Annotated in this window: 18 protein-coding genes, 5 tRNA genes and 2 pseudogenes; 15 read left to right on the top strand and 10 right to left on the bottom strand. The window is 71.6% G+C overall.

Annotation, left to right across the window (positions count from 1 at the left end; all coding sequences use genetic code 11):
• Positions 1-98 precede the first annotated feature (98 nt).
• Positions 99-299: an acyl-CoA carboxylase subunit epsilon gene (locus A2U95_RS05235; RefSeq protein ID WP_166021044.1), complete on the top strand. Its 201-nt coding sequence runs from the start codon at positions 99-101 to the stop codon at positions 297-299.
• A 195-nt stretch (positions 300-494) separates the two neighbouring features.
• Here the strand turns inward: A2U95_RS05235 and A2U95_RS05230 are convergent, their stop codons facing one another.
• The 8 genes and pseudogenes from A2U95_RS05230 to A2U95_RS05195 all read right to left on the bottom strand — a co-directional run bounded on the left by A2U95_RS05230 (position 495) and on the right by A2U95_RS05195 (position 10,887).
• Positions 495-1,076 (bottom strand): GTP-binding protein, encoded by a 582-nt coding sequence (locus A2U95_RS05230; RefSeq protein WP_166021043.1) that lies wholly within the window; start codon positions 1,074-1,076, stop codon positions 495-497.
• Positions 1,057-1,656, bottom strand: coding sequence for a DUF742 domain-containing protein (locus tag A2U95_RS05225; protein ID WP_166021042.1), 600 nt, complete (start codon positions 1,654-1,656; stop codon positions 1,057-1,059). The genes A2U95_RS05230 and A2U95_RS05225 overlap by 20 nt, the downstream gene beginning before the upstream one ends.
• A 97-nt stretch (positions 1,657-1,753) precedes the next feature.
• On the bottom strand, positions 1,754-2,167 hold the full coding sequence (locus A2U95_RS05220) for a roadblock/LC7 domain-containing protein (protein ID WP_166021041.1): 414 nt from the start codon (positions 2,165-2,167) through the stop codon (positions 1,754-1,756).
• 10 nt (positions 2,168-2,177) lie between these two features.
• The gene (locus A2U95_RS05215) at positions 2,178-5,291 is read right to left on the bottom strand and encodes a sensor histidine kinase (protein ID WP_166021040.1); all 3,114 of its coding nucleotides are present in this window, start codon (positions 5,289-5,291) and stop codon (positions 2,178-2,180) included.
• Positions 5,292-5,722: 431 nt separating this feature from the next.
• Positions 5,723-6,298 carry a GTP-binding protein gene (locus A2U95_RS05210; protein WP_166021039.1) on the bottom strand — a complete coding sequence of 192 codons (576 nt, stop codon included), beginning with the start codon at positions 6,296-6,298 and terminating at the stop codon, positions 5,723-5,725.
• The gene (locus A2U95_RS05205) at positions 6,279-6,671 is read right to left on the bottom strand and encodes a DUF742 domain-containing protein (protein WP_166021038.1); all 393 of its coding nucleotides are present in this window, start codon (positions 6,669-6,671) and stop codon (positions 6,279-6,281) included. Before A2U95_RS05205 ends, A2U95_RS05210 begins: the two co-directional genes overlap by 20 nt.
• Before the next feature lie 107 nt (positions 6,672-6,778).
• Entirely contained in the window at positions 6,779-7,201 is a 423-nt protein-coding gene (locus A2U95_RS05200; RefSeq protein WP_151771088.1) for a roadblock/LC7 domain-containing protein, read from the bottom strand.
• Positions 7,202-10,887: pseudogene (locus A2U95_RS05195) on the bottom strand (sensor histidine kinase). It lies immediately after the preceding gene.
• 618 nt (positions 10,888-11,505) lie between these two features.
• On the opposite strand from A2U95_RS05195, the gene A2U95_RS05190 reads away from it, so the two are divergent.
• The 4 genes from A2U95_RS05190 to A2U95_RS05175 all read left to right on the top strand — a co-directional run bounded on the left by A2U95_RS05190 (position 11,506) and on the right by A2U95_RS05175 (position 15,429).
• Positions 11,506-11,688 carry a hypothetical protein gene (locus A2U95_RS05190; RefSeq protein ID WP_166021037.1) on the top strand — a complete coding sequence of 61 codons (183 nt, stop codon included), beginning with the start codon at positions 11,506-11,508 and terminating at the stop codon, positions 11,686-11,688.
• 118 nt (positions 11,689-11,806) lie between these two features.
• Entirely contained in the window at positions 11,807-12,583 is a 777-nt protein-coding gene (locus A2U95_RS05185) for a fumarylacetoacetate hydrolase family protein (protein WP_166021036.1), read from the top strand.
• The gene (gene gltX / locus A2U95_RS05180; protein WP_166021035.1) at positions 12,567-14,051 is read left to right on the top strand and encodes a glutamate--tRNA ligase; all 1,485 of its coding nucleotides are present in this window, start codon (positions 12,567-12,569) and stop codon (positions 14,049-14,051) included. Before A2U95_RS05185 ends, gltX begins: the two co-directional genes overlap by 17 nt.
• Before the next feature lie 241 nt (positions 14,052-14,292).
• Positions 14,293-15,429, top strand: coding sequence for a serine hydrolase domain-containing protein (locus A2U95_RS05175; RefSeq protein ID WP_166021034.1), 1,137 nt, complete (start codon positions 14,293-14,295; stop codon positions 15,427-15,429).
• A gap of 45 nt (positions 15,430-15,474) precedes the next feature.
• On the opposite strand, the pseudogene A2U95_RS05170 reads toward A2U95_RS05175, so the two are convergent.
• Positions 15,475-15,933: pseudogene (locus A2U95_RS05170) on the bottom strand (carboxyl transferase domain-containing protein); the annotation flags it as partial.
• Positions 15,934-16,287: 354 nt separating this feature from the next.
• Between A2U95_RS05170 and A2U95_RS05165 the strand changes: the two are divergent.
• The 8 genes from A2U95_RS05165 to A2U95_RS05130 all read left to right on the top strand — a co-directional run bounded on the left by A2U95_RS05165 (position 16,288) and on the right by A2U95_RS05130 (position 19,862).
• Entirely contained in the window at positions 16,288-16,884 is a 597-nt protein-coding gene (locus tag A2U95_RS05165; protein ID WP_166021033.1) for a YceI family protein, read from the top strand.
• Positions 16,885-17,042: 158 nt separating this feature from the next.
• On the top strand, positions 17,043-18,566 hold the full coding sequence (locus A2U95_RS05160; protein WP_166021032.1) for a hypothetical protein: 1,524 nt from the start codon (positions 17,043-17,045) through the stop codon (positions 18,564-18,566).
• Complete coding sequence (locus A2U95_RS05155) at positions 18,563-19,306, top strand: HAD family hydrolase (RefSeq protein ID WP_166021031.1); 744 nt, start codon at positions 18,563-18,565, stop codon at positions 19,304-19,306. The genes A2U95_RS05160 and A2U95_RS05155 overlap by 4 nt, the downstream gene beginning before the upstream one ends.
• A gap of 94 nt (positions 19,307-19,400) precedes the next feature.
• Positions 19,401-19,472: transfer RNA gene (locus A2U95_RS05150), tRNA-Gln, on the top strand.
• A gap of 21 nt (positions 19,473-19,493) precedes the next feature.
• A tRNA-Glu gene (locus A2U95_RS05145) sits at positions 19,494-19,566 on the top strand.
• Between the two features lie 28 nt (positions 19,567-19,594).
• A tRNA-Glu gene (locus A2U95_RS05140) sits at positions 19,595-19,667 on the top strand.
• Positions 19,668-19,689: 22 nt separating this feature from the next.
• Positions 19,690-19,761, top strand: a tRNA-Gln gene (locus A2U95_RS05135).
• A 28-nt stretch (positions 19,762-19,789) separates the two neighbouring features.
• Positions 19,790-19,862, top strand: a tRNA-Glu gene (locus A2U95_RS05130).
• 142 nt (positions 19,863-20,004) lie between these two features.
• Here A2U95_RS05130 and ndgR read toward each other — a convergent pair.
• Positions 20,005-20,721, bottom strand: a complete 717-nt coding sequence (gene ndgR, locus A2U95_RS05125; protein ID WP_166021030.1) for an IclR family transcriptional regulator NdgR — start codon at positions 20,719-20,721, stop codon at positions 20,005-20,007.
• A gap of 155 nt (positions 20,722-20,876) precedes the next feature.
• Between ndgR and leuC the strand changes: the two genes are divergently transcribed.
• Positions 20,877-22,301 (top strand): 3-isopropylmalate dehydratase large subunit, encoded by a 1,425-nt coding sequence (leuC, locus tag A2U95_RS05120; protein WP_166021029.1) that lies wholly within the window; start codon positions 20,877-20,879, stop codon positions 22,299-22,301.
• 34 nt (positions 22,302-22,335) lie between these two features.
• The gene (leuD, locus tag A2U95_RS05115; RefSeq protein ID WP_166021028.1) at positions 22,336-22,929 is read left to right on the top strand and encodes a 3-isopropylmalate dehydratase small subunit; all 594 of its coding nucleotides are present in this window, start codon (positions 22,336-22,338) and stop codon (positions 22,927-22,929) included.
• Positions 22,930-23,027 lie beyond the last annotated feature (98 nt).

Below are 23,027 nucleotides of genomic sequence, written 5' to 3'. Positions count from 1 at the left end.
CTCATCACCTCCCTCGCCATGCTCCGCACCAAACACGCAGACCTGCCGTCCCGCAAACACGGCAACCCGCCCCAGTAGGGCAGTAGGGAGACACGTTCATGAGCACACCGGTGGACATTCGCGTCGAGAAGGGACAGGCCGAGCCGGAGGAGGTCGCGGCCCTCACGGCCATCCTGCTGGCCCGTGCGAGCGCGGGGCCGGCCCCGGAGGCCCCGTGGCACGGCGGAGGGTCCGTGCGGGCCGCCTGGCGGCGGCTGGAGCGCGAGCCCGGCTTCCGCGCCCCGCACAGCTGGCGCTGACCTCGCCCGGAACGACGAAAGGCCCGCCCACCCCCTCGAGGGGGTGGGCGGGCCTTCCCGTGTCCGTGGGGGCCCGGCGGCACCACCGCGCCGGCCGCCGCGCACCCGCGTGACGCGGCCCGCGCCACCGGTGCCCGGAACGACGGAACCCGGCGGCGCCGTGGGGCGTCGCCGGGTTCCGGGAGGGTCCCGCGACTAGCGGAGGCGGGCCATCAGGGCGTGCTCCACGAGCGTGATGAGCGCCGACTTGGCATCGGCCCGGTGCCGCGCGTCGGTGGTGATGATCGGGGTGTCCGGCCCGATCTGCAGCGCTTCCCGCACCTCTTCCGGCTGGTACGGCTGGTGGCCGTCGAAGCCGTTCAGGGCGATGACGAAGGGAAGACCCGAGTTCTCGAAGTAGTCGACCGCCGGGAAGCAGTCGGCGAGACGCCGGGTGTCCACCAGGACCACCGCGCCGATGGCGCCGCGGACCAGGTCGTCCCACATGAACCAGAACCGGTCCTGTCCGGGGGTGCCGAACAGGTACAGGATCAGGTCCTGGTCCAGCGTGATGCGGCCGAAGTCCATGGCGACCGTGGTGGTCTTCTTGTCCCCGGTGTGGGTGAGGTCGTCGATGCCCGCCGAAGCAGACGTCATGACGGCCTCCGTGCGCAGCGGGTTGATCTCCGAGACGGCGCCGACGAACGTGGTCTTGCCCACGCCGAAGCCGCCCGCCACCACGATCTTCGCGGAGGTGGTGGAGCGGGAGGACCCACCGTCAGAGCTTGCGAAGTCCACTGAGCACCCTTTCGAGCAGTGTCACGTCTGGCTGGCCGCCGGCGTTCTCGTCGCCGCCCGGCTGATGGATCGCGACCAGGCCCGCCTCCGCCAAGTCGGCGACGAGGATCCTGGCCACACCGAGAGGGATCTGCAGCAGCGCCGAGACCTCGGCGACCGACTTGATCTCCCGGCAGAGGTTGCAGATCCGCTGATGCTCGGGAAGCTGTCCCTGCATCTGGTGCGGCTGCGCGGTGGTGTGCACCAGCGCCTCGATGGCGAGCTGGTAGCGGGGCCTGGTACGGCCGCCCGTCATCGCGTACGGGCGCACCAGGGGGTTCTTGGCCGACGGCTGGCCGGCGGACGACGGCTCGGGACCGCGCCGCTGCGGAGCCACGGACCGGTCGTACGGGGCAGCCGGCTGCCCGTACGGGGAATGCTGCCCGTGACCCGGCCCTTGCGGGTGCTGGGGCGTGTACGGCTGCTGATGCGTGTGGCTCGCAGCGGAGGAAAAGTCGTACGACTGATCGCCGTGCTGCCCGTTCTGGCCCTGGTCGTACGACCAGCCGCCCGGGTTCGGACCGCCTGGGGATGTTGCCACTCTCTCTCCTCCTCCAACTGTGCCGGGCCACCCAACGTGTGGAAGCCGCGTCCCGAAACCTTACGGTCTCGGGACGCCAAGGCGCACGGGGTGTCTGCTAGTTGAGCAGGCTTCCCTGAAGCTCAGCACGAAGATCCGGCGTAAGTACCGTACCTGCACGGTCGACCAGAAGGGCCATCTCGTACCCCACGAGACCGATGTCCGCATCGGGGTGGGCCAGTACGGCAAGAGACGAACCGTCCGAAATGGACATGATGAAGAGGAATCCCCGCTCCATCTCGACCACCGTCTGGTTCACATGGCCGCCCTCGAAGATCCGCGAGGCTCCCGCGGTCAGCGAGGTCAGACCCGAGGCGACCGCGGCCAGCTGGTCCGCGCGGTCACGCGGGAAGCCTTCCGACATCGCCAGAAGGAGGCCGTCGGCGGAGACCACCACGGTGTGGGAAACACCCGGGGTGTTGTCCACGAAGTTGGTGATCAACCAGTTCAGGTTCTGCGCCGCCTGGCTCATCGGGCTCACACTAACGCTCCTGGTTGTAGGTGCTGTCAGGACCACGGAATTGGTTCCCGTCGGCCTGGCCGTTCGTTTCGTTGCCTGCGGTGCGTCCGCGCTGGACGCCCCGCCGCAGGTTGCTCAGCCGGCCCCGCACTTCGTCGGGGTTGCGGGAGACCTGCGGGCCGCCCTGCGGGGTCGCCTCGGCGTTGCCCTCCACGAGGTTCGCCTTGGGTACCCGCTTCGGCAGGCCGGAAGAGGTCACTCCGCCCGCCTTGGGCTTGCGGAGCTTGGAGGCGGACTCCCAGCGGTCGTCGTTGGACGAACGCCAGTCGTCGCCCGCGGCAGCCTGCTCCTGGCCGTTGCCCTGACCGGCGCCGCCGCCGAAGCCTCCGCGTCGCGGAAGTCCGGATTCGGTCGTCGCCGGGCCCTGGCCGAAGCCTACGCCGTTCTGCATGCCCGCGTCAGGACCCCGAGGGGATTCCGGTTCCGCGCCGTAGCCGTCGCCGTAACCGTTCTGGTAGCCCTGCTGCTGCTGCCAGTCTTCCTGGTAGGACTGCTCGCCGTAGTTCTGGTAGCCCTCCTGGCCGGCGCCCTGGAGCTGGCCCTGACCGGATTCCGCATACCCCTGCTCGGAGTAGCCGTTCCCGGAGCCGTCGGCAGCGTAGTACGACTCGTCGTACTGCTGCTGCTCCTGGTAGCCCTGCTGACCGTAGGCGCCGTCCTGGTAGCCCTGGCCGTCCTGACCGTTCTGGTAGCCCTGGCCGTCCTGGTAGCCCTGGCCGTCGTCGTAGCCCTGTCCCTGGCCCTCGTCGTAGCCCTGGCCGTCGTCGTAGCCCTGGCGGTGCTGGGACTCCAGGGCGGCGCGGCGCTCCTCGCGGAGCATCTGGCGGCCGACCGGGTCGAGCTCGCGGACGTCCTCCTGCCCCTGCTGGTAACGGGTGTCGTCGAAGCCCAGCTCGGCGGCGGTCCGCAGCGGCGCCTGCTCGGAGGTCTGCTGCGACTGCTGCTTCGGGATGATCTGGGAGACCGTGAACTCGTCGGCCGGCACGTCCTGGGCGGTGCCGCCGTGGGTGATGTCGTCCGGGAGCATGACCAGCGAGGTGGTGCCGGCCTGCTCGCCCGAGGGGCGGAGCTGGACGCGGATGCCGTGCCGGTCCGACAGGCGGCCGACCACGAAGAGACCCATGTGCTGGGAGATCGCGGCGTCCACGGTCGGCGGGTTGGCCAGCTTGTGGTTGATGTCCGCGAAGTCCTCGGCGGTGAGGCCGATGCCCTTGTCGTGGATCTCGATCATCACGCGGCCGTCCGGCAGACGGGTCGCGGTGACGCGGACCTTGGTCTGCGGGGAGGAGAACGTGGTGGCGTTCTCCAGCAGCTCGGCGAGCAGGTGCACGAGGTCGGTCACGGCGCGGCCGTGGATCTCGGCCTCGGGAACGCCGGCCAGCTCGATGCGCTCGTACTGCTCCACCTCGGAGGAGGCGGCGCGCAGGATGTCGACCAGCGGGACCGGCTGGTCCCAGCGGCGGCCGGGCTCCTCGCCGGCGAGGACCAGGAGGTTCTCGCCGTTGCGGCGCATGCGGGTGGCCAGGTGGTCCAGCTTGAAGAGGTTCTCCAGCTGGTCCGGGTCGGCCTCGTTGTTCTCCAGGTCGGTGATCAGGGTCAGCTGGCCCTCGATCAGCGACTGGTTGCGGCGCGACAGGTTGGTGAAGATCGCGTTGATGTTGCCCCGGAGCAGGGCCTGCTCCGCGGCGAGCCGGACCGCCTCGCGGTGGACCTGGTCGAAGGCGCGGGCGACCTCGCCGATCTCGTCGGTGGTGTTGATCGGGATCGGGACCACACGCGTGTCGACCCGGCCCGGATCGGTGCGCGAGAGCTGGTCGACCAGCATCGGCAGGCGCTGCTCGGCGACGTCGAAGGCCGCGTTGCGCAGGTCGCGCATCGAGCGGCTCATCTGGCGGGCGACGAGACCGGCCAGGACGAAGGCGGCGATCAGGGCGACGAGCACCGCGCCGGCGGCGACGAAGGCGGCCGTCCTGGCGTCGTCGGCGACCTGCTGGGAGCCCTCCACCGCGGCGTCGGCGAGGTCGGACTCGATCTTGCCGTAGGCCTCGAACTTCGGGTCGTTGATCTCCTGCCAGGTCTTGGCGTTGATGCCCATCTTCTCGAGGGTGGCCTTGCCCACCGGGGTGCCCGGGTCGTAGGCCAGGATCGCCTTGATGATCTCGGTGGTGTCCGTCATGTTCTTGTGGAACGGCGTCGCGGACGCCGTCTCCTCGAACTGACGCTTGACCTCGACCATTTCGGCGTTGAGGCGTTCGGCGTCCTCGTCACGGCCCGCGCCGGTGTACTCCTCGATCGCGATGCGCTCGAGGTAGGCGTAGGAGGAGAGGGTGACGAGCTGCGACATCCGCGACGACTCGTCCTCGTCCGGCTTCACCAGGACGTGCGTGCCGATCGACCGCTGCAGCGACTGGGCGCCCTTGGTCAGCGACATGGCGTACGCGGTACGGCCGTAGGAGACGACGTTGCCCTCGTCGAGCGTGAGCTCGTTGGCGAAGTCCATGAGGGGGTGGATGACCTTGACGTACCCCTCCTCCGTGTTCGTACCGGGGAGCTTCGCCGTGTAGGCGCCCTCCCGCAGGTTCGGGAGGAGCTTCTCGGCCTCCACGAACAGGTCGCGGCGGCGCTCGAGGGTGTCCGACTCCGGCAGCTCGGCCAGGAGGGTCCTGAACTCCGCGGCCGCCTTGTCGGTCTGCTCGCGGGTCTCCTTGACGACCGGGTTGTTCTTGCCCTTGCCCTCGAGGAGCGGGGCGGCGGTGCGGTCGCGCTCCTCGGACAGCGCGTCGGCGTAGTCCAGGGCGCCGCGGACGATGCGCGCGGTGGCCGCCGCGTCCTCGGCCTCCTGCCAGGTGTCGATCGAGCCCTTGACCTCGACCACGGCGAGAATGAGACCGAGGACCACGGGTATGAGCATGATCGCGTTCAGACGCGTCCGCACGCGCCAGTTGCGGGGCGAAAGACGTCCGCCGCCCGCTTCCGGCGTGGCGACCGGCTCGGAGCCGGGCAACTCGTCCGCCCGCGGGGGCGGCGTGAAGTTGCCCCGCGCCGACGGCTCGGGTCCGTTCTTGCTTCGCCTCACTCGACCAACAACCTCTCGGCGGTCGGCACCTTCGTCGTGCCGCGGTATCTCTGGGCCCTTGTGACCAATGGGCAGTTCTGGCATTCCAGCACGCCGGTACGGACAGTTCCAAACGTCCGGACGTGACGGAGAGCTGCGGGAGAACGGTCTCGCAAACAGGACATACGGACCGTCGCCCGGCAAATGGCGGGTCCTTCGTGCGCGCTGTGGCACCACGCGAACGCGCGCTGTCGCAGGAGGTGGCCCATATCTCTGTCGAAATGTTATGAACACCGGCCAGTGCGTGGCCAAGGCCACAAGGGCCTGTTGAGGCACGTCATAGCCGCTTTTCACCACGGCGCGCCCGTCGTGCTCCCCGGGCCGTTCCGCGCGCCGTACGGCGGAACCCGGCCGCGCCCGTGGGCGCGGCCGGGTTCCGTACCGTCCGCACGCTAGCGCAGCCGCGCCATCAGGGCGTGTTCCACCAGGTTGATCAGGGCGCCCTTCGCCTCGGCGCGGTGCCGGGCGTCGGTGGCGATGATCGGGGTGCCGGCGCTGATCTGCAGCGCCTCGCGCACCTCCTCCGGCTGGTACGGCTGGTGCCCGTCGAAGTTGTTGAGCGCCACGACGAACGGCAGGCCGGAGTTCTCGAAGTAGTCGACCGCCGGGAAGCAGTCGGCCAGGCGCCGGGTGTCCACCAGGACCACCGCGCCGATGGCGCCGCGGACCAGGTCGTCCCACATGAACCAGAACCGGTCCTGTCCGGGGGTGCCGAACAGGTACAGGATCAGGTCCTGGTCGAGCGTGATGCGGCCGAAGTCCATGGCGACCGTGGTGGTCGTCTTCCCGGACGTGTGGCTGAGGTCGTCGATGCCCGCCGAGGCGGACGTCATGACGGCCTCCGTACGCAGCGGGTCGATCTCGGAGACGGAGCTGACGAACGTGGTCTTGCCCACGCCGAAGCCACCCGCCACCACGATCTTCGCCGAGGTGGTCGCCCGGCTCCCGTCAGAGGTTGCGAAGTCCACTGAGCACCCTTTCGAGCAGTGTCACGTCCGGTGCACCGCCGTTGTTCTCGTCGCCGCCCGGCTGGTGGACGGCGACCATGCCCGCCTCGGCGAGGTCGGCGACGAGGATCCGTGCCACGCCCAGGGGCATGGACAGCAGGGCCGACACCTCCGCCACCGACTTCACCTCCCGGCAGAGGTGACAAATGCGCTGGTGCTCGGGGAGCAGCCCTTGCGTCTGTGCCGGATTCGCGATCGTGCTGATCAGCGCCTCGATGGCGAGCTGGTAGCGCGGCCGGGTCCGGCCGCCGGTCATGGCGTAGGGCCTGACCAGCGGCCCCTCTTCCCCGTACTGGTCTCTGTACGGATCGTGAGCGGCGGGTGGCGGGTTCATGCATCCTCCGGGCGGACAGCAAGTCGGATGGAAGTGCCGCAGGCCGGTGGGGGGTTGCGAAGCTGACGGCCGGACGGTGGGGGACGGTCACATGGCGCGGGAAGGGCTCAGCGGAGAAGGCTGCCCTGGAGCTCGGCGCGCAGGTCCGGCGTGAGCACGGCGCCTGCGCGGTCGACCAGGAGAGCCATCTCGTAGCCCACCAGGCCGATGTCGCACTCGGGGTGGGCCAGCACGGCCAGCGAGGAACCGTCCGAGATGGACATGATCAAGAGGAAACCGCGTTCCATCTCGACGACGGTCTGGTTCACGTGGCCGCCCTCGAAGATCCGCGAGGCTCCCGCGGTCAGCGAGGTGAGCCCCGACGCGACCGCGGCGAGCTGGTCGGCGCGGTCGCGCGGGAAGCCCTCGGACATCGCCAGGAGCAGACCGTCGGCGGAGACGACGACGGTGTGGGAGACCCCGGGCGTGTTGTCCACGAAGTTCGTGATCAACCAGTTCAGGTTCTGTGCCGCCTGGCTCATCGGGCTCAACTAGCGCTCCTGCTGGTGAGTGGGGCTGGGGTAGGAACCGGTCTGGCCGGAGGAGGCCTGCCGTCCCTGCGCGATGCCCCGGCGGAGGTTGGTCAGCCGGCCTCGCACGGCGTCGGGCGCGCGGGAGACCTGCGGCCCGCCGGTGTGCTGGTTCTGCTGCGCGGTGCCCGGGACGAGGTTCGCCTTGGGCACCCGCTTCGGCAGGCCGGACGTGGTGACGCCGCCCGCGCTGGGCTTGCGGGCGCGCTCGGCCTGGCGGGACAGCTCGTCGTTGGGCGAGCTGCGCCAGGGGGCGGCGGACGGCCGCTGGGGCGTGGCCCCGGCGCCGGGCCGCTGCTGCGGCTGCTGCTGGCCCGGCTGCTGCGGCCGGCCCTGCTGGGCCTGCGGCTGCTGTGGCTGCCGGGCCTGGCCGGGCGCCTGCTGCTGCGGGCCGGGGCGGCCGGCCTGCGGCTGCTGCGGCCGGTGCTGCTGGCCCTGCTGCTCCGCCTGCTGACCGCGGAACCAGTTGGTCTCCAGCGAGTCGAACAGCGGAGTACCGCCGTCGGGGCGGCCGGCGGACGGCGGCAGGTCGCCCTGGGCGGGCTGCTGCTGCGCGCCGTAGCCGCCGTACTGCGCCTGCTGGGGGTGCCGGTCCGTCTGCGGCTGGGCGAACTGGCCGGTGCTCGCGGGGTCCTGGGCCTGGTACTGGCCCTGGACCGGGAACTGGCCGGTCGACGACGGGTCGGCCGGGAACTGTCCGGTCGACGACGGGTCCTGCGGGACGTTGCCGTACCCCTGCTGCGGGTACTGGCCGCCGGCGCCGCCGTACTGGGGGGCCTGCGGGGCCTGCGGACGGCCGCCCTGCTGGGGGTGCCGGCGGCCGGCCGCCGGAGGCTGCTGCTGCGGGGCGGGGGCGTCGAAGTCCGGGCGGGGGAACTGGGCCGTGGAGCCCGCCCCGTGGTCCTCGACGCGCGGCATCTGCGCGGTCTGGCCGAAGTCGTCGTGGCCACGCGGAGCGTCGGACTGCTGGGCGGGGCCGCCCGGCAGCTCGGGGCGCTGGACGCCGGGCGGCGGCAGCTGGGGCTGGCGCTGGCCGGGGCGGCCGCCCTGCGCGCGGTTCTGCTGCCCCGCGCCGGGGCCCTGGCCCATGCCCTGACCCTGGCCCATGCCCTGGCCCATGCCCTGACCCTGGCCCATGCCCTGGCCCTGCTGGCCGGGGTGCGGGGCGGAGGCGGAGCGCTGCGCCGGGACGGGGCCGCGGCCCTGCTGCGGGGCGGGAGCGGACGGGAAACCGCCCTGCGGGGCCTGTCCTGCCGGGGCCTGCGCGGAGGGGCCGCCGAAGCCGGCACCCGCACCGGCACGACCCTGACCGGGGCCGCCCTGGCCGAAGCCGCCGGGACCGCCCTGGTTGCCGAAGCCGCCGGGGCCGGAGTCACGGCCGGGCAGCGCCGGACGGGACGCCTGTCCCGCGCCGATCGCCGCGCCGGTGCTGCGGCGGGCCGCGGCGGCGCCGCGATCGCCGCGCCGGTGCTGCGGCGGGCCGCGGCGGCGCCGGCCGCGGCCGCGGCGACACCGCCGCCGCCCTGGCCGCCCTTGCCGACGGGCGCCTTCTTGTCGCCCTGGGCGACGTCCACCGGGAGCATGACCAGCGCGGTGGTGCCGCCGGAGTCCGAGGGACGCAGCTGGATGCGGATGCCGTGGCGCTGCGAGAGGCGGCCGACCACGAACAGACCCATGCGCCGGGAGACCGAGACGTCCACCGTGGGCGGCGCCGCGAGGCGCTCGTTGATCGCGGAGAGGTCCTCCGGCGAGAGGCCGATGCCGGTGTCGTGGATCTCGATCAGCGCGCGGCCGTCGGGCAGCGCGTGACCGGTGACCCGGACCTTGGTCTGCGGGGAGGAGAACGAGGTGGCGTTCTCCAGCAGCTCGGCGAGCAGGTGCACGAGGTCGTTGACGACGCGGCCGGCGATCTCGGTCTGGGGGACCGTGGCCAGCTCGATGCGCTCGTACTGCTCCACCTCGGAGGCCGCGGCGCGGAGCACGTCGACCAGCGGGACCGGGCGGGTCCAGCGGCGGCCGGGCTCCTCGCCCGCGAGGACGAGGAGGTTCTCGCCGTTACGGCGCATGCGGGTGGCGAGGTGGTCCAGCTTGAAGAGCGAGGACAGCTGGTCCGGGTCGGCCTCGCGGGACTCCAGTTCGGAGATCAGGGTCAGCTGGCGCTGGATGAGGCCCTGCGAGCGGCGCGAGAGGTTGGTGAACATCGCGTTGACGTTGCCCCGCAGGAGGGCCTGCTCGGCGGCGAGGCGGACCGCCTCGCGGTGCACGTCGTCGAAGGCCGCGGCCACCTGGCCGATCTCGTCGCGGGAGTGCACACCGACCGACTCGACGGTGGTGTCGACGTCCTGCGGGTCGGACTCGGAGAGCTGCTTGACCAGCTCGGGCAGGCGGTCCTTGGCGACCTTGGTCGCGGTGTCCTGGAGGCGGCGCAGCGAGCGGATCATGGAGCGGGCCACCACGAAGGCGCCGACCAGGGACACGCCGAGCACGAGGAGGATCAGCACACCGGAGATCAGGGCCTCGCGCTGGGCCTCGTCCTGGAGCTCGCGGGCCTTCTGCTCCATCTCCTCGAGGAGGGTGTGCTCGATGCTGCCCATCGACTCGAGCTTGGTGGAGGCGTCGTCGACCCAGTCCTGGTAGGACTGCTTGCCCACGTTGCGGCTGCCGTTGGGGCTGAGGACCGTGTTCGAGTACTTGTCGGCGACCTCGATCACGCTGTTGTTCTCGAGCGGCTCGAGCATCTTCTGCTGGCCGGAGCCGTAGATGGTCCCGAAGGTGTCGAGTTCGCTCTTCTCGCCCTCGCGGGCGGCCTCGCCGTAGAGGCGGTCGTTCTCGGAGAGGTCCGCGAAGGACGAGGCGTCCTTGGGCAGGGAGGCGGCGATGACCGCGCGCTGCATGGACGCGTACTCCTTGGCGGAGGAGAAGGCGGCCAGGGCGCGGGTGTGCTGGATCATCTCCGGGTTGCTGGTGGCCTCGGCCATGTCCGTGGACAGCTCGAGCAGCTGGGTGATGAGCCGGTGGTAGGACTCGACGGTCTGGGTGGAGTTGCCCTCGGCGTCGTAGGCGTTCTCGCGGAGCTTGTCCAGTCCGCGCAGCTCGACGATGAGGCCGACGAGGCTGTCGCGGACGCCCTGGAGGTCGCCCTCGCCGAGGTTGTCGTCGACGGTCTCGGTGTCCTTGAGGAACTGGTCCTTGGCCTTGTCCGTCTTCTCCCGCGGCGTCCTGACCTTGTAGTCGGAGTCCTTGGCGCCGTGGGCCAGCGGGCCGGCGGTGACGTCGCGCTCCTCCTGGAGCGCGTTGGCCAGCTCGGTGGCCTGCTTGGTCATCTCGGTGAGCAGCTGCATGTTCTCCAGCTGCTGCATGTCCTCGAGCGAGTCGCTGATCCGCAGACCGCCCAGGGTGGTCGCGGCGACCACGGGCAGCGCCAGCAGCGACACCAGGCGGGTGGAGATGCGCCAGTTGCGCAGGGCCATGCGGGCACCCGGGCCGGTGGACCCGCTGCCGGCAGGCTTCAGCGCCGGGGCGGCCTCGTCGGCGGCCTGCCCCTGGCCCGGGGGCTGGGCGTGCTGGGGCGAGGCACCGCGTGCGGTCCCGTTGTGTGGCTCCGGCTCCGCCGAAGCGCTGCCATCCCTCTTGAAACGTCCCTGCACTAGCGTCGCAACCTCTGGACCAGGCGTCCCCCCGGAGAGGGAGGGACGGTGTCGGCGTGTGAGGGGCGCGTTCGGGCTGCGCCCCCGTTGTCGGTCGTGAAGTGACCGTCGTGGTCGTGATGGACCGGCGCTTCTTCCCCCTCCCGACCGGCCGCCCGGAGCGGTTCCCGCACCTGAGCGTCGGCTGGGTCCCACGACGGTCCGTGGAATTCCAGCACAGTGGCCGATCCTCAACAAGGCCCGCAGGGGAGGCCGTGACCCAGATGACACCGCGTGAGTGGCCTGTCACCCCTCGTCGAGCCCCGTGTCGGACAAAGCGGACCTATGCCCAGGTTCCACCCGACCCGGCCCGGTGTCCCAGTCGCCATGATCAGGAGCGGAATGGAGACTTTCACTTACTTATGTCCGCTATGGAACGGAGTCCGCTTTCACCCGGTCTGCCCCGAATGGCGGGGCCTTGAGTGAGGAAAATCACTAGGGATTCACTGACCCTTCACGGCTTGGGCGGGGAATCGCGCGTTTAGTCTGACGTTTTAGCCTGACCCTTTACAGGAACCGTCGGCGTGCCGTCGGCGGCCGCTCCCCCAGCAGCACCCGTCCAGAGGGGTCCGATCGACAGTGAAGACGAACATGAGCTCTCGCATCACCGCCAACCCGCGCCGCACCACCCTGGCGCACCTGGAAGACGCCGCGCACCTGCTCGGCGAGGAGCGGGAGCACTCCGTCGAGCTGCCGGCGCAGACCGCCAACCCCCGGCGCACGGTGCTCAACGAGGTCCCGGTCCGCGCCACCGCCGAGTAGCCGGCCCCCCTCCGCCCGGCCGGACCGACCGGGCGGCGCGCCACCCGGGCCCCCTGCGCCGCGTTAGCCTGGAGCGTCAGACTCCGGCCGGCAGCTCAGTGAGGGGCATCAGAATCCCGTGCGCATCGCCAGATTCTCCATCGACGGGAACGTCGCCTTCGGCGCGGTCGAGGGCGACAAGCAGGACGAGCTCGTCCTCGACATCATCAAGGGCATCCCGTTCGCGGAATTCGAGCTCTCCGGCACCAAGGTCCCGCTGAGCAAGGTCCGGCTGCTGCCGCCCGTGCTGCCCAGCAAGGTCGTCGCCTTCGGCCGCAACTACGCGGACCACGCGGCGGAGATGGGCTCCCGGGCGGCCGAGGAACCGTTCGCCTTCTTCAAGCCCTCCACCTCGGTGATCGGCTCGGGCGACGTCATCCGGTACCCGTCGTTCTCCCAGGAGCTCCACCACGAGGCGGAGCTGGCCGTGGTGATCGGGCGGATGTGCCGCGAGGTGCCGCGGGAGCGCGTCAGGGACGTGATCCTCGGTTACACCTGCGCCAACGACGTCACCGCCCGCGACGTGCAGCGCCGCGAGCAGCAGTGGGCGCGCGCCAAGGGCTTCGACTCCTCGTGCCCCCTGGGCCCCTGGATCGAGACCGACCTCGACCCCGCCGACCTCACGGTCCAGTGCACGGTCAACGGCCTGCAGCGCCAGCTGGGCAGCACCGCGCAGATGGTCAACCCGGTCGAGGACCTGGTCGTCAACATCTCGGCGGCGATGACGCTCCTCCCCGGCGACGTGATCCTCACCGGGACCCCGGCGGGCGTCGGCCCGCTCCAGGACGGCGACGAGGTCGCCGTCACCATCGAAGGCATCGGCACTCTCACCAACAAGGTTGTCAAGCGTGGCTAGCGCTCCTGTCCGTGTTCGTTTCTGCCCCTCCCCCACCGGCAACCCCCACGTGGGCCTGGTGCGCACCGCCCTGTTCAACTGGGCGTACGCCCGGCGCCACCAGGGCACCCTGGTCTTCCGCATCGAGGACACCGACGCGGCCCGCGACTCGGAGGAGTCGTACCAGCAGCTCCTCGACGCGATGCGCTGGCTGGGCTTCGACTGGGACGAGGGCCCCGAGGTGGGCGGCCCGCACGCGCCCTACCGTCAGTCCCAGCGCATGGACATCTACCGCGACGTCGCGCGGAAGCTGCTGGACGGCGGCTACGCCTACCACTGCTACTGCTCCGCCGAGGAGCTCGACGAGCGCCGCGAGGCCGCCCGCGCGGCCGGCCGGCCGTCGGGCTACGACGGCCACTGCCGCGAGCTGACCGCCGAGCAGGTCGCCGCCTACGAGGCCGAGGGCCGCGAGCCGATCGTGCGCTTCCGGATGCCGGACACCCCGATCACCTTCGACGACCTGGTCCGCGGCGAGCTGACCTTCACCCCGGAGAACGTGCCGGACTACGGCATCGTCCGGGCCAACGGCGCCCCGTTGTACACCCTGGTGAACCCGGTCGACGACGCGCTGATGGAGATCACCCACGTCCTGCGCGGCGAGGACCTGCTCTCCTCCACCCCGCGGCAGATCGCGCTCTACGGCGCGCTGATCGAGCTGGGCATCGCCAAGGCGGTCCCCGCGTTCGGCCACCTGCCGTACGTGATGGGCGAGGGCAACAAGAAGCTCTCCAAGCGCGACCCGCAGGCCTCCCTGAACCTCTACCGCGAGCAGGGCTTCCTGCCCGAGGGCCTGCTCAACTACCTCTCCCTGCTGGGCTGGTCCCTCTCCGCCGACCGTGACGTCTTCTCGATCGAGGAGATGGTCGCCGCGTTCGACCTCGGGGACGTCAACCCCAACCCGGCGCGCTTCGACCTGAAGAAGTGCGAGGCGATCAACGGCGACCACATCCGGATGCTCGACCCGAAGGAGTTCGCGGCCCGCTGCGAGCCGTGGCTGCGGGCGCCGTACGCGCCGTGGGCGCCGGAGGACTTCGACGAGGCCAGGTGGGCGGCGATCGCCCCGCACGCGCAGACCCGTCTGCGGGTGCTCTCCGAGATCACCGCCAACGTCGACTTCCTGTTCCTGCCGGAGCCGGTCTTCGACGAGGCCTCCTGGAACAAGGCGATGAAGGAGGGCTCGGACGCGCTGCTGCGCACGGCGCGCGAGAAGCTGGAGGCCGCCGACTGGTCCTCCGCGGAGTCCCTGAAGGAGGCCGTCCTGGCCGCCGGCGAGGCCCACGGGCTCAAGCTGGGCAAGGCGCAGGCCCCGGTCCGGGTGGCCGTCACCGGCCGCACGGTGGGCCTGCCGCTCTTCGAGTCGCTGGAGGTCCTGGGCAAGGAGAGGACGCTGGCCCGCGTCGACGCCGCGCTGGAGAAGCTGGCGGCCTGACGCCGGACGTCCGTGAGGGGCGGCGACCGGGGTATCCCGGTCGCCGCCCCTCACGCGTCGCCACCCCTCGCGCGTCGCCGGGCCCGCGGTTGCCCGTCCACGCGTCCGCCGCGCGGTATGTGCATGTGCACCGAATCGCGTCCCGGTCGTTCCCCGACGGGGCCCGCGCTTCTACTGTTCTGACGTCGGCGGGGCGGACGGTCGGGTCGGCCCCGGACAGGGAGAGGACGAGGGACAGCGCGTGGCTGATCTGAGCGGATACGTGGACGAGCGCTTCGCGGCGGTGCGGGAGGCGGTGGAGGCGAACCTGGCGATCGGCGCGGAGACCGGGGTGTCGGTGTACCTGGACATCGACGGCGACCGGGTGATCGACCTGTGGGGCGGTCACGCCGACCGGGAGCGCACCCGGCCCTGGCAGCGGGACACCGTGGTCAACGTGTGGTCGACGACCAAGACGGTGACCTCGCTCGCCGCGCTGATGCTGGTGGACCGCGGGGAGCTGGACGTCGACGCCCCGGTGGCGAAGTACTGGCCGGAGTTCGCCGCGGGCGGCAAGGAGGGGGTGCTCGTCCGGCACCTGCTGGGCCACACCTCGGGGGTGTCCGGCTGGGCCGCGCCGTTCGAGGCGGCCGACCTCTTCGACTGGGGGCGCGCCACGGCCCACCTCGCGGCGCAGGAGCCGTGGTGGACGCCGGGCGAGGGATCCGGGTACCACCTGCTCAACTACGGGCACCTGGTCGGGGAGGTGGTGCGGCGGGTGAGCGGCAAGCCGCTGAAGCGGTTCGTGGACGAGGAGATCTCCGGCCCCCTGGGCGCGGACTTCCAGATCGGCGCGAGGGAGGCGGACTGGGGGCGCTGCGCCGAGATCGTCCCGCCGCCGCCGCTGGCGATCGACCCGAGCGCCATCGACCCGCAGAGCGTGCTGGTGAAGACGCTCATGGGAGCGCCGCTGGAGGCGGAGATCGCGAACACCCCCGAGTGGCGGCTCGCCGACATCGGCGGGGCCAACGGCCACGGCAACGCGGCCTCGGTCGCGCGCGTCCTCTCCGTGGTCTCGCGCGGGGGCGAGGTCGACGGGGTGCGGCTGCTGTCGCCGGAGACCGTCGAGCTGATCTTCCGCGAGCAGGCGCACGGCATCGACCAGGTGCTGGCGATGCCCCTGCGGTGGGGCATCGGGTACGCGCTCCCGGAGCCGGCCGGAGTGCCGTTCGTCCCCGAGGGGCGGATCTGCTTCTGGGGCGGCTGGGGCGGCTCGCAGATCGTGATGGACCTGGAGCGGCGGATGACCTTCTGCTACGTGATGAACGAGATGAAGGCGGGGCTGGTGGGCTCCGAGACGGGTGCGGAGTACCTGAACGCGGTGTACGCGGCGGTGTGACCCGCGCGACGGCCCCGCGGCGCGGGCGTCCCCGCGGCACGGGCGCCCGGTTCCGTCACCGGGCGCCCGTGCCGACACCAGCGGCGCACCCGCCGCGATCGCCATGTCCATGATCTTGTGGATCTTCGTCGCGTGCGCCTCCCCCAACGCCCCGCCGAAGATCCGGAAATCGTGGGCGTAGACGAACACCGTCCGCCCCTCGACCGTCCCCCACCCCGTCACCACGCCATCGGTGTACGGCCGCCTGTCCTCCAGACCGAACCCACTGGCCCGATGCCGCCGCAACTGCTCCACCTCACGGAACGAACCCGCATCGAGCAACAACTCGATCCGCTCCCGCGCCGTCAGCTTCCCCTTGGCATGCTGCGCCGCGGTCGCCTTCTCACTCGGCCCGGCCAGCGCACTCGCCCGGATCTCGCGCAGCTCCGCCGCGCGCCCCCGTGCGTCGGCCGGCTCGTTCAGGTCCTCCGTGGGCTCACCCAGCGCCTCATCCACAACGGTCATGCAGCGACCTTACGGAGCGTTCCTGAGGGGCAGGGCCATCGACTCCGTACAGTGTCCGGCGCGATTTCCTGGTGCTACCGAACAGAAGACCCGGGCCGTGCAGGCGTTCCTCCTGTCGTACCGCCCGTGCGGTTGTAGGGGTGTCACAAAGGGCGTGCTCCGCCCGGGGGACGGCCCGTGCCGGTGCGCCGGTGCGGCCGACAGGGTGAAGCCGGAAGAACTCCCCGGTCCGTTCGGTTGAATCTTAAACAGAATCGCGCTACCTTCGGACACGTCGAAGGTCGTTGAATCTTCAACCGACGACTTCCGGCTCCGTCCCGCCCCATCCGCCGTCCCGATCCCGAGGAGCACACCATGGGCATCTTCAGCCGCAGCGACGCCGTCGCCGAGAACACCCCGGTCAGCCCGGACCTCGCCGCCCTGACCGGCGACTACACCGTCGACCCGTCGCACACCACGCTGGGCTTCGTCGCCCGCCACGCGATGGTGACCAACGTCAAGGGCCAGTTCCGCGAGTTCACCGGCAGCCTCCACCTGGACGGCTCCGACCCGTCGAGGTCCACCGCCTCGCTGGACATCGTCATGGACAGCATCGACACCGGCTCCGCGGACCGCGACGGCCACCTCAAGAGCGCGGACTTCTTCAGGACCGACGAGTTCCCGACCATGACCTTCCGCTCCACGCGGATCGAGGCCGCCGGCGGCGACGACTACCGCGTCACCGGCGACCTGTCCCTGCTCGGTGTCACCAGGCAGGTCACCATCGACCTGGAGTTCCAGGGCGCCGCCAAGGACCCGTTCGGCAACGAGCGCGTCGGCTTCGAGGGCCGGGGCGAGATCCTGCGCTCCGACTGGGGGGTCACCTGGAACGCCGCGCTCGAGACGGGCGGTGTGCTGGTCTCCGACAAGATCAAGCTCCGCTTCGACATCTCCGCCGTCAAGAGCGCCTGACGCCCGTGGGCTGCGAGAGTTCCCCGCCCTGACCCCGGGCGGGGAACACGCGCGCCCCGCGCCCGGCCGCGGTCGCGCCTCGCGCCGTCCCCCTCGTGCGGCACGCCGTACCCGCGCCTTCTGCGCGTGGAGGCCCTCCGGCCCGCAAGCTGGTGTCCATGCCTCACCTCATGGACGTGCGACCGGCAACGCTGTGGCCCGCGGCGGCGGCGGCCGTGTTCACCGCCGCCCAGCTCGTCCTGATCCCCGGCACGGGCCTCGGCTGGGACGAGATCGTCTACGTCACCCAGGTCGAGGGCGGTGACACCCCCGTCGCCTTCTTCTCGGCCCCCCGCGCCCGCGGCATCAGCTGGCTGAGCGCCCCGGTCGCCGCGTTCACGGACCCGGCCGCCTCCCCGGCGGCGCTCCGCGTCCACCTCGCCGTGCTCGCCGGCCTCGGACTGCTCGTCGCCCTGCGCGCCTGGCGCACCCTGCTCCCGCCCGCCGTCCTCGGCACCGCGGGGCTCTTCTTCGCCGGCCTGTGGGTCACCCTCTTCTACGGCCCCCGCGCCATGCCCAACGTCTGGTGCGCCCTGGGCGCGCTGGCGGCCACCGGCTGGTTCCTGCGCGCCGTCCGCCGCCGCCCCGGTGCGGCCGAGGACCGCCGCGCCCCCTGGCTCGCCGCCGCGGCCGTCGCCTTCGTCGCCGTGATGCGCCCGGCCGACGGCCTCTGGCTCGCCCTGCCGCTGGCGGCCGCCGCCCTGCTGGTGCCCGCCTGGCGAGGTCACCGGGCCGTGCCGCTGCTGCTGGCCGCCGGGCTGGTCCTGGGCGCGCTGCCCTGGGTGATCGAGGCGTACCAGTCCTACGGAGGACCGCTCGCCCGGCTGCGGCGCGCGGGCGAGATCCAGGGCGGCATGGGCCTGCGCTTCGCGGTCGACGACCAGGCCCGTTCCCTGGTCGGCCGCACCCTGTGCCGTCCCTGCACCGGGCCCTGGAACCACCGCTGGACCGCCCTGTGGTGGTTCCTGCTGCCCGTGGTCACCGCCGCCGGGGCGGTCGCCGCCCGGCGGGCGGGACGCGGTGCCGCCTCCGTCCTCGCCGTCGTCGTCGCCGCCTCCCTCGCCGTCACCTACCTGTTCACCATCGACTACGCCGCCCCCCGCTTCCTGCTCCCCGCCTACGCCCTGCTGGCCGTCCCGGTCGCCGAGGCGCTGGTCGCCGCCGTCCGCGCCGTGGGCCGGACCAGGGGCCGCGCCCGCGTCCTGCTCGGCGGCGGGCTGGCACTGCTGCTCCTCGGGCACCTGGCCGTCCAGCTCGCCGTGGCGGTCACCGTCACCGGACGCAGCCGGGCCCAGCACCAGGAACTGACCGCGGTCGCCGCTGAGCTGCACCGGCTCGGGGTCCGCCCGCCGTGCGTGGTCACCGGCGACCAGTTCGTGCCCGTCGCCTACTACGCGGGCTGTTCCTCCCGGCAGCCCGCGGGCGGCCACGACGGCAGCATCACGGTGGCCGGGCTGCTGCGCCTCGGCCGCTCCCAGCCGCTCGCGGTCATCACGGTGGACGGCCGCCGCCCGCCCGGCTACGCCGGCGGCTGGCGTCCCGCCGAACTGGGCGGCGGCCACGTCGCCTGGCTGCCGCCGCGGGAGCCCGCCGAGCCGGAACGGAGACAGGACGCGCGAGGGGGGCGTACCGTCGAACCATGACGATCCATGCCGTCGTGTGGGACGTGGACGACACACTCTTCGACTACCGCACGGCCGACCGCAGCGGCATCGCCGCGCACGTCGTCGCCGAGGGCCTGTCGTCGGCCTTCGAGAGCCCTGACCACGCCCTCGCCCGCTGGTTCGAGGTGACCGAGCACCACTGGGCCCGGGTGGCCTCGGGCGAGCTCACCTACGAGGAGCACTGCCGGGAGCGGGTGCGGGCCTTCACCGGCCGGGACCTCGACGACGACGAGGCCGACGCCTGGTTCGCGCGGTACATCGTCCACTACGAGTCCGCCTGGGCGCTCTTCCCGGACTTCCTCCCCGCCCTGGACGCCCTGGTCCCCAGCCACCGCCACGCCGTGCTCTCCAACTCCAGCCTGCTGGTGCAGGAGCGGAAGCTGCGGACGCTGGGCGTGCTGGACCGCTTCGAGGCGGTGCTCTGCGCCGTCGACCTGGGCGTCTCCAAGCCCGCCGCGGAGGCCTTCCACGCGGCCTGCGACGCTCTCGGGCTGCCGCCGGAACAAGTGGCCTACGTGGGCGACCACCCGGAGATCGACGGACGGGGCGCCGCCGAGGCCGGCCTGCTCTCCGTGTGGATCGACCGGCACGGCGAGGACCCGGCCGAGGAGGGCGACGGCGCGGGGGAGCGCTCCTGGCGGCGCATCCGCTCGCTGGCGGAGCTGCCCTCCGTGCTGGGGACGGAATCCCGTTTTGGAGCACGGTCAACCTTCGGGTAATGTTCTTCCTGCGCCGAGGGGAACGGGCCGAACAGTCCGGGACCGGAAGCGCAAAACTAGAACAAGATCCCCCAGTGTGGGGCTTGCGTTCCAGTGGCCTATGGTGTAATTGGCAGCACGACTGATTCTGGTTCAGTTAGTCTTGGTTCGAGTCCAGGTAGGCCAGCTCGCAGAGCTCATCTGCAAAGCCCCCGTTGTGTAGCGGCCTAGCACGCTGCCCTCTCAAGGCAGTAGCGCCGGTTCGAATCCGGTCGGGGGTACTGATTCTCTTCGGAGGATCGCCAAAAGGCCCCCGTTGTGTAGCGGCCTAGCACGCCGCCCTCTCAAGGCGGTAGCGCCGGTTCGAATCCGGTCGGGGGTACAAACTGGTCTAACCATGTAATTGGTCTATGGTGTAATTGGCAGCACGACTGATTCTGGTTCAGTTAGTCTTGGTTCGAGTCCAGGTAGACCAGCTCGGATCTGCGGAAACGCATGATCCTCGCCCCCGTTGTGTAGCGGCCTAGCACGCCGCCCTCTCAAGGCGGTAGCGCCGGTTCGAATCCGGTCGGGGGTACACGAAGAGAAGGGTCCCGTTCAAGGAACGGGACCCTTTCTCGTGTGCCGGTCCTCGGGTGCCGGCGAACGGGACGGGGCGGAAGCGGGCGGTGCGGGAGCGGCCCGCCCCCGCTCGGCGAGCGGACGCGGGCCGTCCGGGGTCAGCCGGCGCGCCTCAGGGCCTCGGAGAGCCGCGAGGCCGCATCTATGACGGCCTGCGCGTGCATCCGGCCCGGGTGCCGGGTGAGGCGCTCGATCGGACCGGAGACGGACACGGCCGCCACCACCCGGTTCGACGGACCGCGCACCGGGGCGGACACCGAGGCGACGCCCGGCTCGCGTTCGCCGATGGACTGGGCCCACCCGCGGCGCCGCACGCCGGAGAGCGCGGTGGCGGTGAACCGGGCGCCCTGCAGGCCCCGGTGGAGCCGCTCCGGCTCCTCCCAGGCCATCAGGATCTGCGCCGACGAGCCGGCCTTCATGGTCAGCGTCGAGCCCACGGGCACGGTGTCCCGGAGTCCGGACAGGCGCTCGGCGGCGGCGACGCAGATCCGCATGTCGCCCTGGCGGCGATAGAGCTGGGCGCTCTCCCCGGTCACGTCCCGCAGGTGGGTGAGCACCGGGCCGGCGGTGGCCAGGAGGCGGTCCTCGCCGGCCGCCGCGGCCAGCTCGGCCAGGCGGGGGCCGAGGATGAAACGGCCCTGCATGTCGCGCGCCACCATGCGGTGGTGCTCCAGTGCCACGGCCAGCCGATGGGCCGTGGGCCTTGCCAGTCCGGTCGCCGCGACCAGACCCGCGAGGGTGGCCGGACCGGACTCGAGAGCGCTCAGTACAAGGGCGGCCTTGTCCAGAACGCCGACGCCGCTGCTGTTGTCCATGCAACGATACTCGCGTCTCACTCTGTGAAACGCAAGTTCACTTTCCCCGGGAACCCGCCACTCTGGACGCATGGCGTCGTGGTCGCTGCTCGGGCGGCCGCCACCTGAGTCTCAAGAAGTGCGGGGCCGACGAGGTCCCCGCCGAAGGGAAAGCGATGGGTAGGACACTGGCGGAGAAGGTCTGGGACGACCACGTCGTCCGGCGCGCCGAGGGCGAGCCCGACCTCCTCTACATCGATCTGCACCTGCTTCACGAGGTGACCAGCCCCCAGGCCTTCGACGGCCTCCGCAAGAGCGGACGCAGCGTGCGCCGCCTCGACCTCACCATCGCCACCGAGGACCACAACACCCCGACGCTCGACATCGACAAGCCGATCGCCGACCCGGTCTCCCGCGCCCAGCTGGAGACGCTGCGCAAGAACTGCGCCGAGTTCGGCGTCCGGCTGCACTCGCTGGGCGACGTCGAGCAGGGCGTCGTCCACGTGGTGGGACCGCAGCTGGGACTGACCCAGCCCGGCACCACCGTGGTCTGCGGCGACTCCCACACCTCCACCCACGGCGCCTTCGGCGCGCTGGCGTTCGGCATCGGCACCTCGCAGGTCGAGCACGTGCTGGCCACCCAGACGCTGCCCATGGCCCGCCCGAAGACCATGGCGATCACCGTCGACGGCGAGCTGCCCGAGGGGGTCACCGCCAAGGACCTGATCCTGGCCGTGATCACGAAGATCGGCACCGGCGGCGGTCAGGGCTACGTCCTGGAGTACCGCGGCAGCGCCATCGAGAAGCTCTCGATGGAGGCCCGGATGACCATCTGCAACATGTCGATCGAAGCCGGCGCCCGCGCGGGCATGATCGCCCCCGACGAGACCACCTTCGCCTACCTCGAGGGCCGTCCGCACGCCCCCGAGGGCGCCGACTGGGACGCCGCCGTCGCGTACTGGCGGACCCTGCGCACCGACGACGACGCGGTCTTCGACGCCGAGGTCGTCATCGACGCCGCGGAACTCGCCCCGTTCGTCACCTGGGGCACCAACCCGGGCCAGGGCGCGCCGCTTTCCGCCTCCGTGCCGGACCCCGCCTCCTTCGAGGACCCGTCCGCGCGCCTCGCCGCCGAGAAGGCCCTGGAGTACATGGGCCTGGAGGCCGGCACGCCGCTGCGCGAGGTGAAGGTGGACACCGTCTTCGTCGGTTCCTGCACCAACGGCCGCATCGAGGACCTGCGTTCGGTCGCCGAGGTCATCAAGGGACGCAAAGTCGCCGACGGCGTGCGGATGCTGGTCGTCCCCGGCTCCGCGCGGGTCGGGCTGCAGGCGGTCTCCGAGGGCCTGGACGTGGTCTTCAAGGAGGCCGGCGCCGAATGGCGGCACGCGGGCTGCTCGATGTGCCTCGGCATGAACCCGGACCAGCTCGCCCCCGGCGAGCGCTCCGCCTCCACCTCCAACCGCAACTTCGAGGGACGTCAGGGCAAGGGTGGCCGCACCCACCTGGTCTCCCCGCCGGTGGCCGCGGCCACCGCCGTCCTGGGCCGGCTGGCCTCCCCGGCCGACCTGACCGACGCGCCCGTCCCCGCCGGCGTCTGAGAGATCTGGAACTGGAACCGAGGAACGCGAGAACATGGAAGCCTTCACCGTTCACACCGGCCGGGCCGTCCCGCTGCGCCGCAGCAACGTCGACACCGACCAGATCATCCCCGCGCACTGGCTCAAGAAGGTGACCCGGGACGGATTCGAGGACGGGCTCTTCGAGGCCTGGCGCAAGGACCCGGAGTTCGTGCTCAACCGCCCGGAGCGGCAGGGCGCGACCGTCCTGGTGGCCGGCCCCGACTTCGGCACCGGCTCGTCCCGCGAGCACGCCGTCTGGGCGCTGCAGAACTACGGCTTCAAGGCCGTGGTCTCCTCCCGCTTCGCCGACATCTTCCGGGGCAACTCGCTGAAGAACGGCCTGCTCACCGTGGTGCTGGAGCAGTCCGTGGTGGACGCGCTGTGGGAGCTGGTCGAGAAGGACCCGACCGCGGAGATCACCGTCGACCTCGAGGCCCGCGAGGTGCGCGCCGAGGGCGTCACCGCGGCCTTCGAGCTGGACGAGAACTCCCGCTGGCGGCTGCTGAACGGTCTCGACGACATCTCCATCACCCTGCGCGAGGAGGCGGACATCGCCGCCTTCGAGGCCAAGCGGCCCGCCCACAAGCCCAGGACGCTCACCGCCTGAGCCCGGGCACGGGCGTCGCCCCGGGCCCTTCGGCCCCCGCGCGGCCCAGGCCACGCCAAGGCCCCCGGAACCGACCTGACCGGTCGGTTCCGGGGGCC

This window comes from Streptomyces chilikensis (genome assembly GCF_001642695.1).
Lineage (GTDB): Bacteria > Actinomycetota > Actinomycetes > Streptomycetales > Streptomycetaceae > Streptomyces > Streptomyces chilikensis.
Note: the sequence above shows the minus strand (reverse complement) of the source record. Positions and strands in the feature narration are given on the sequence as shown.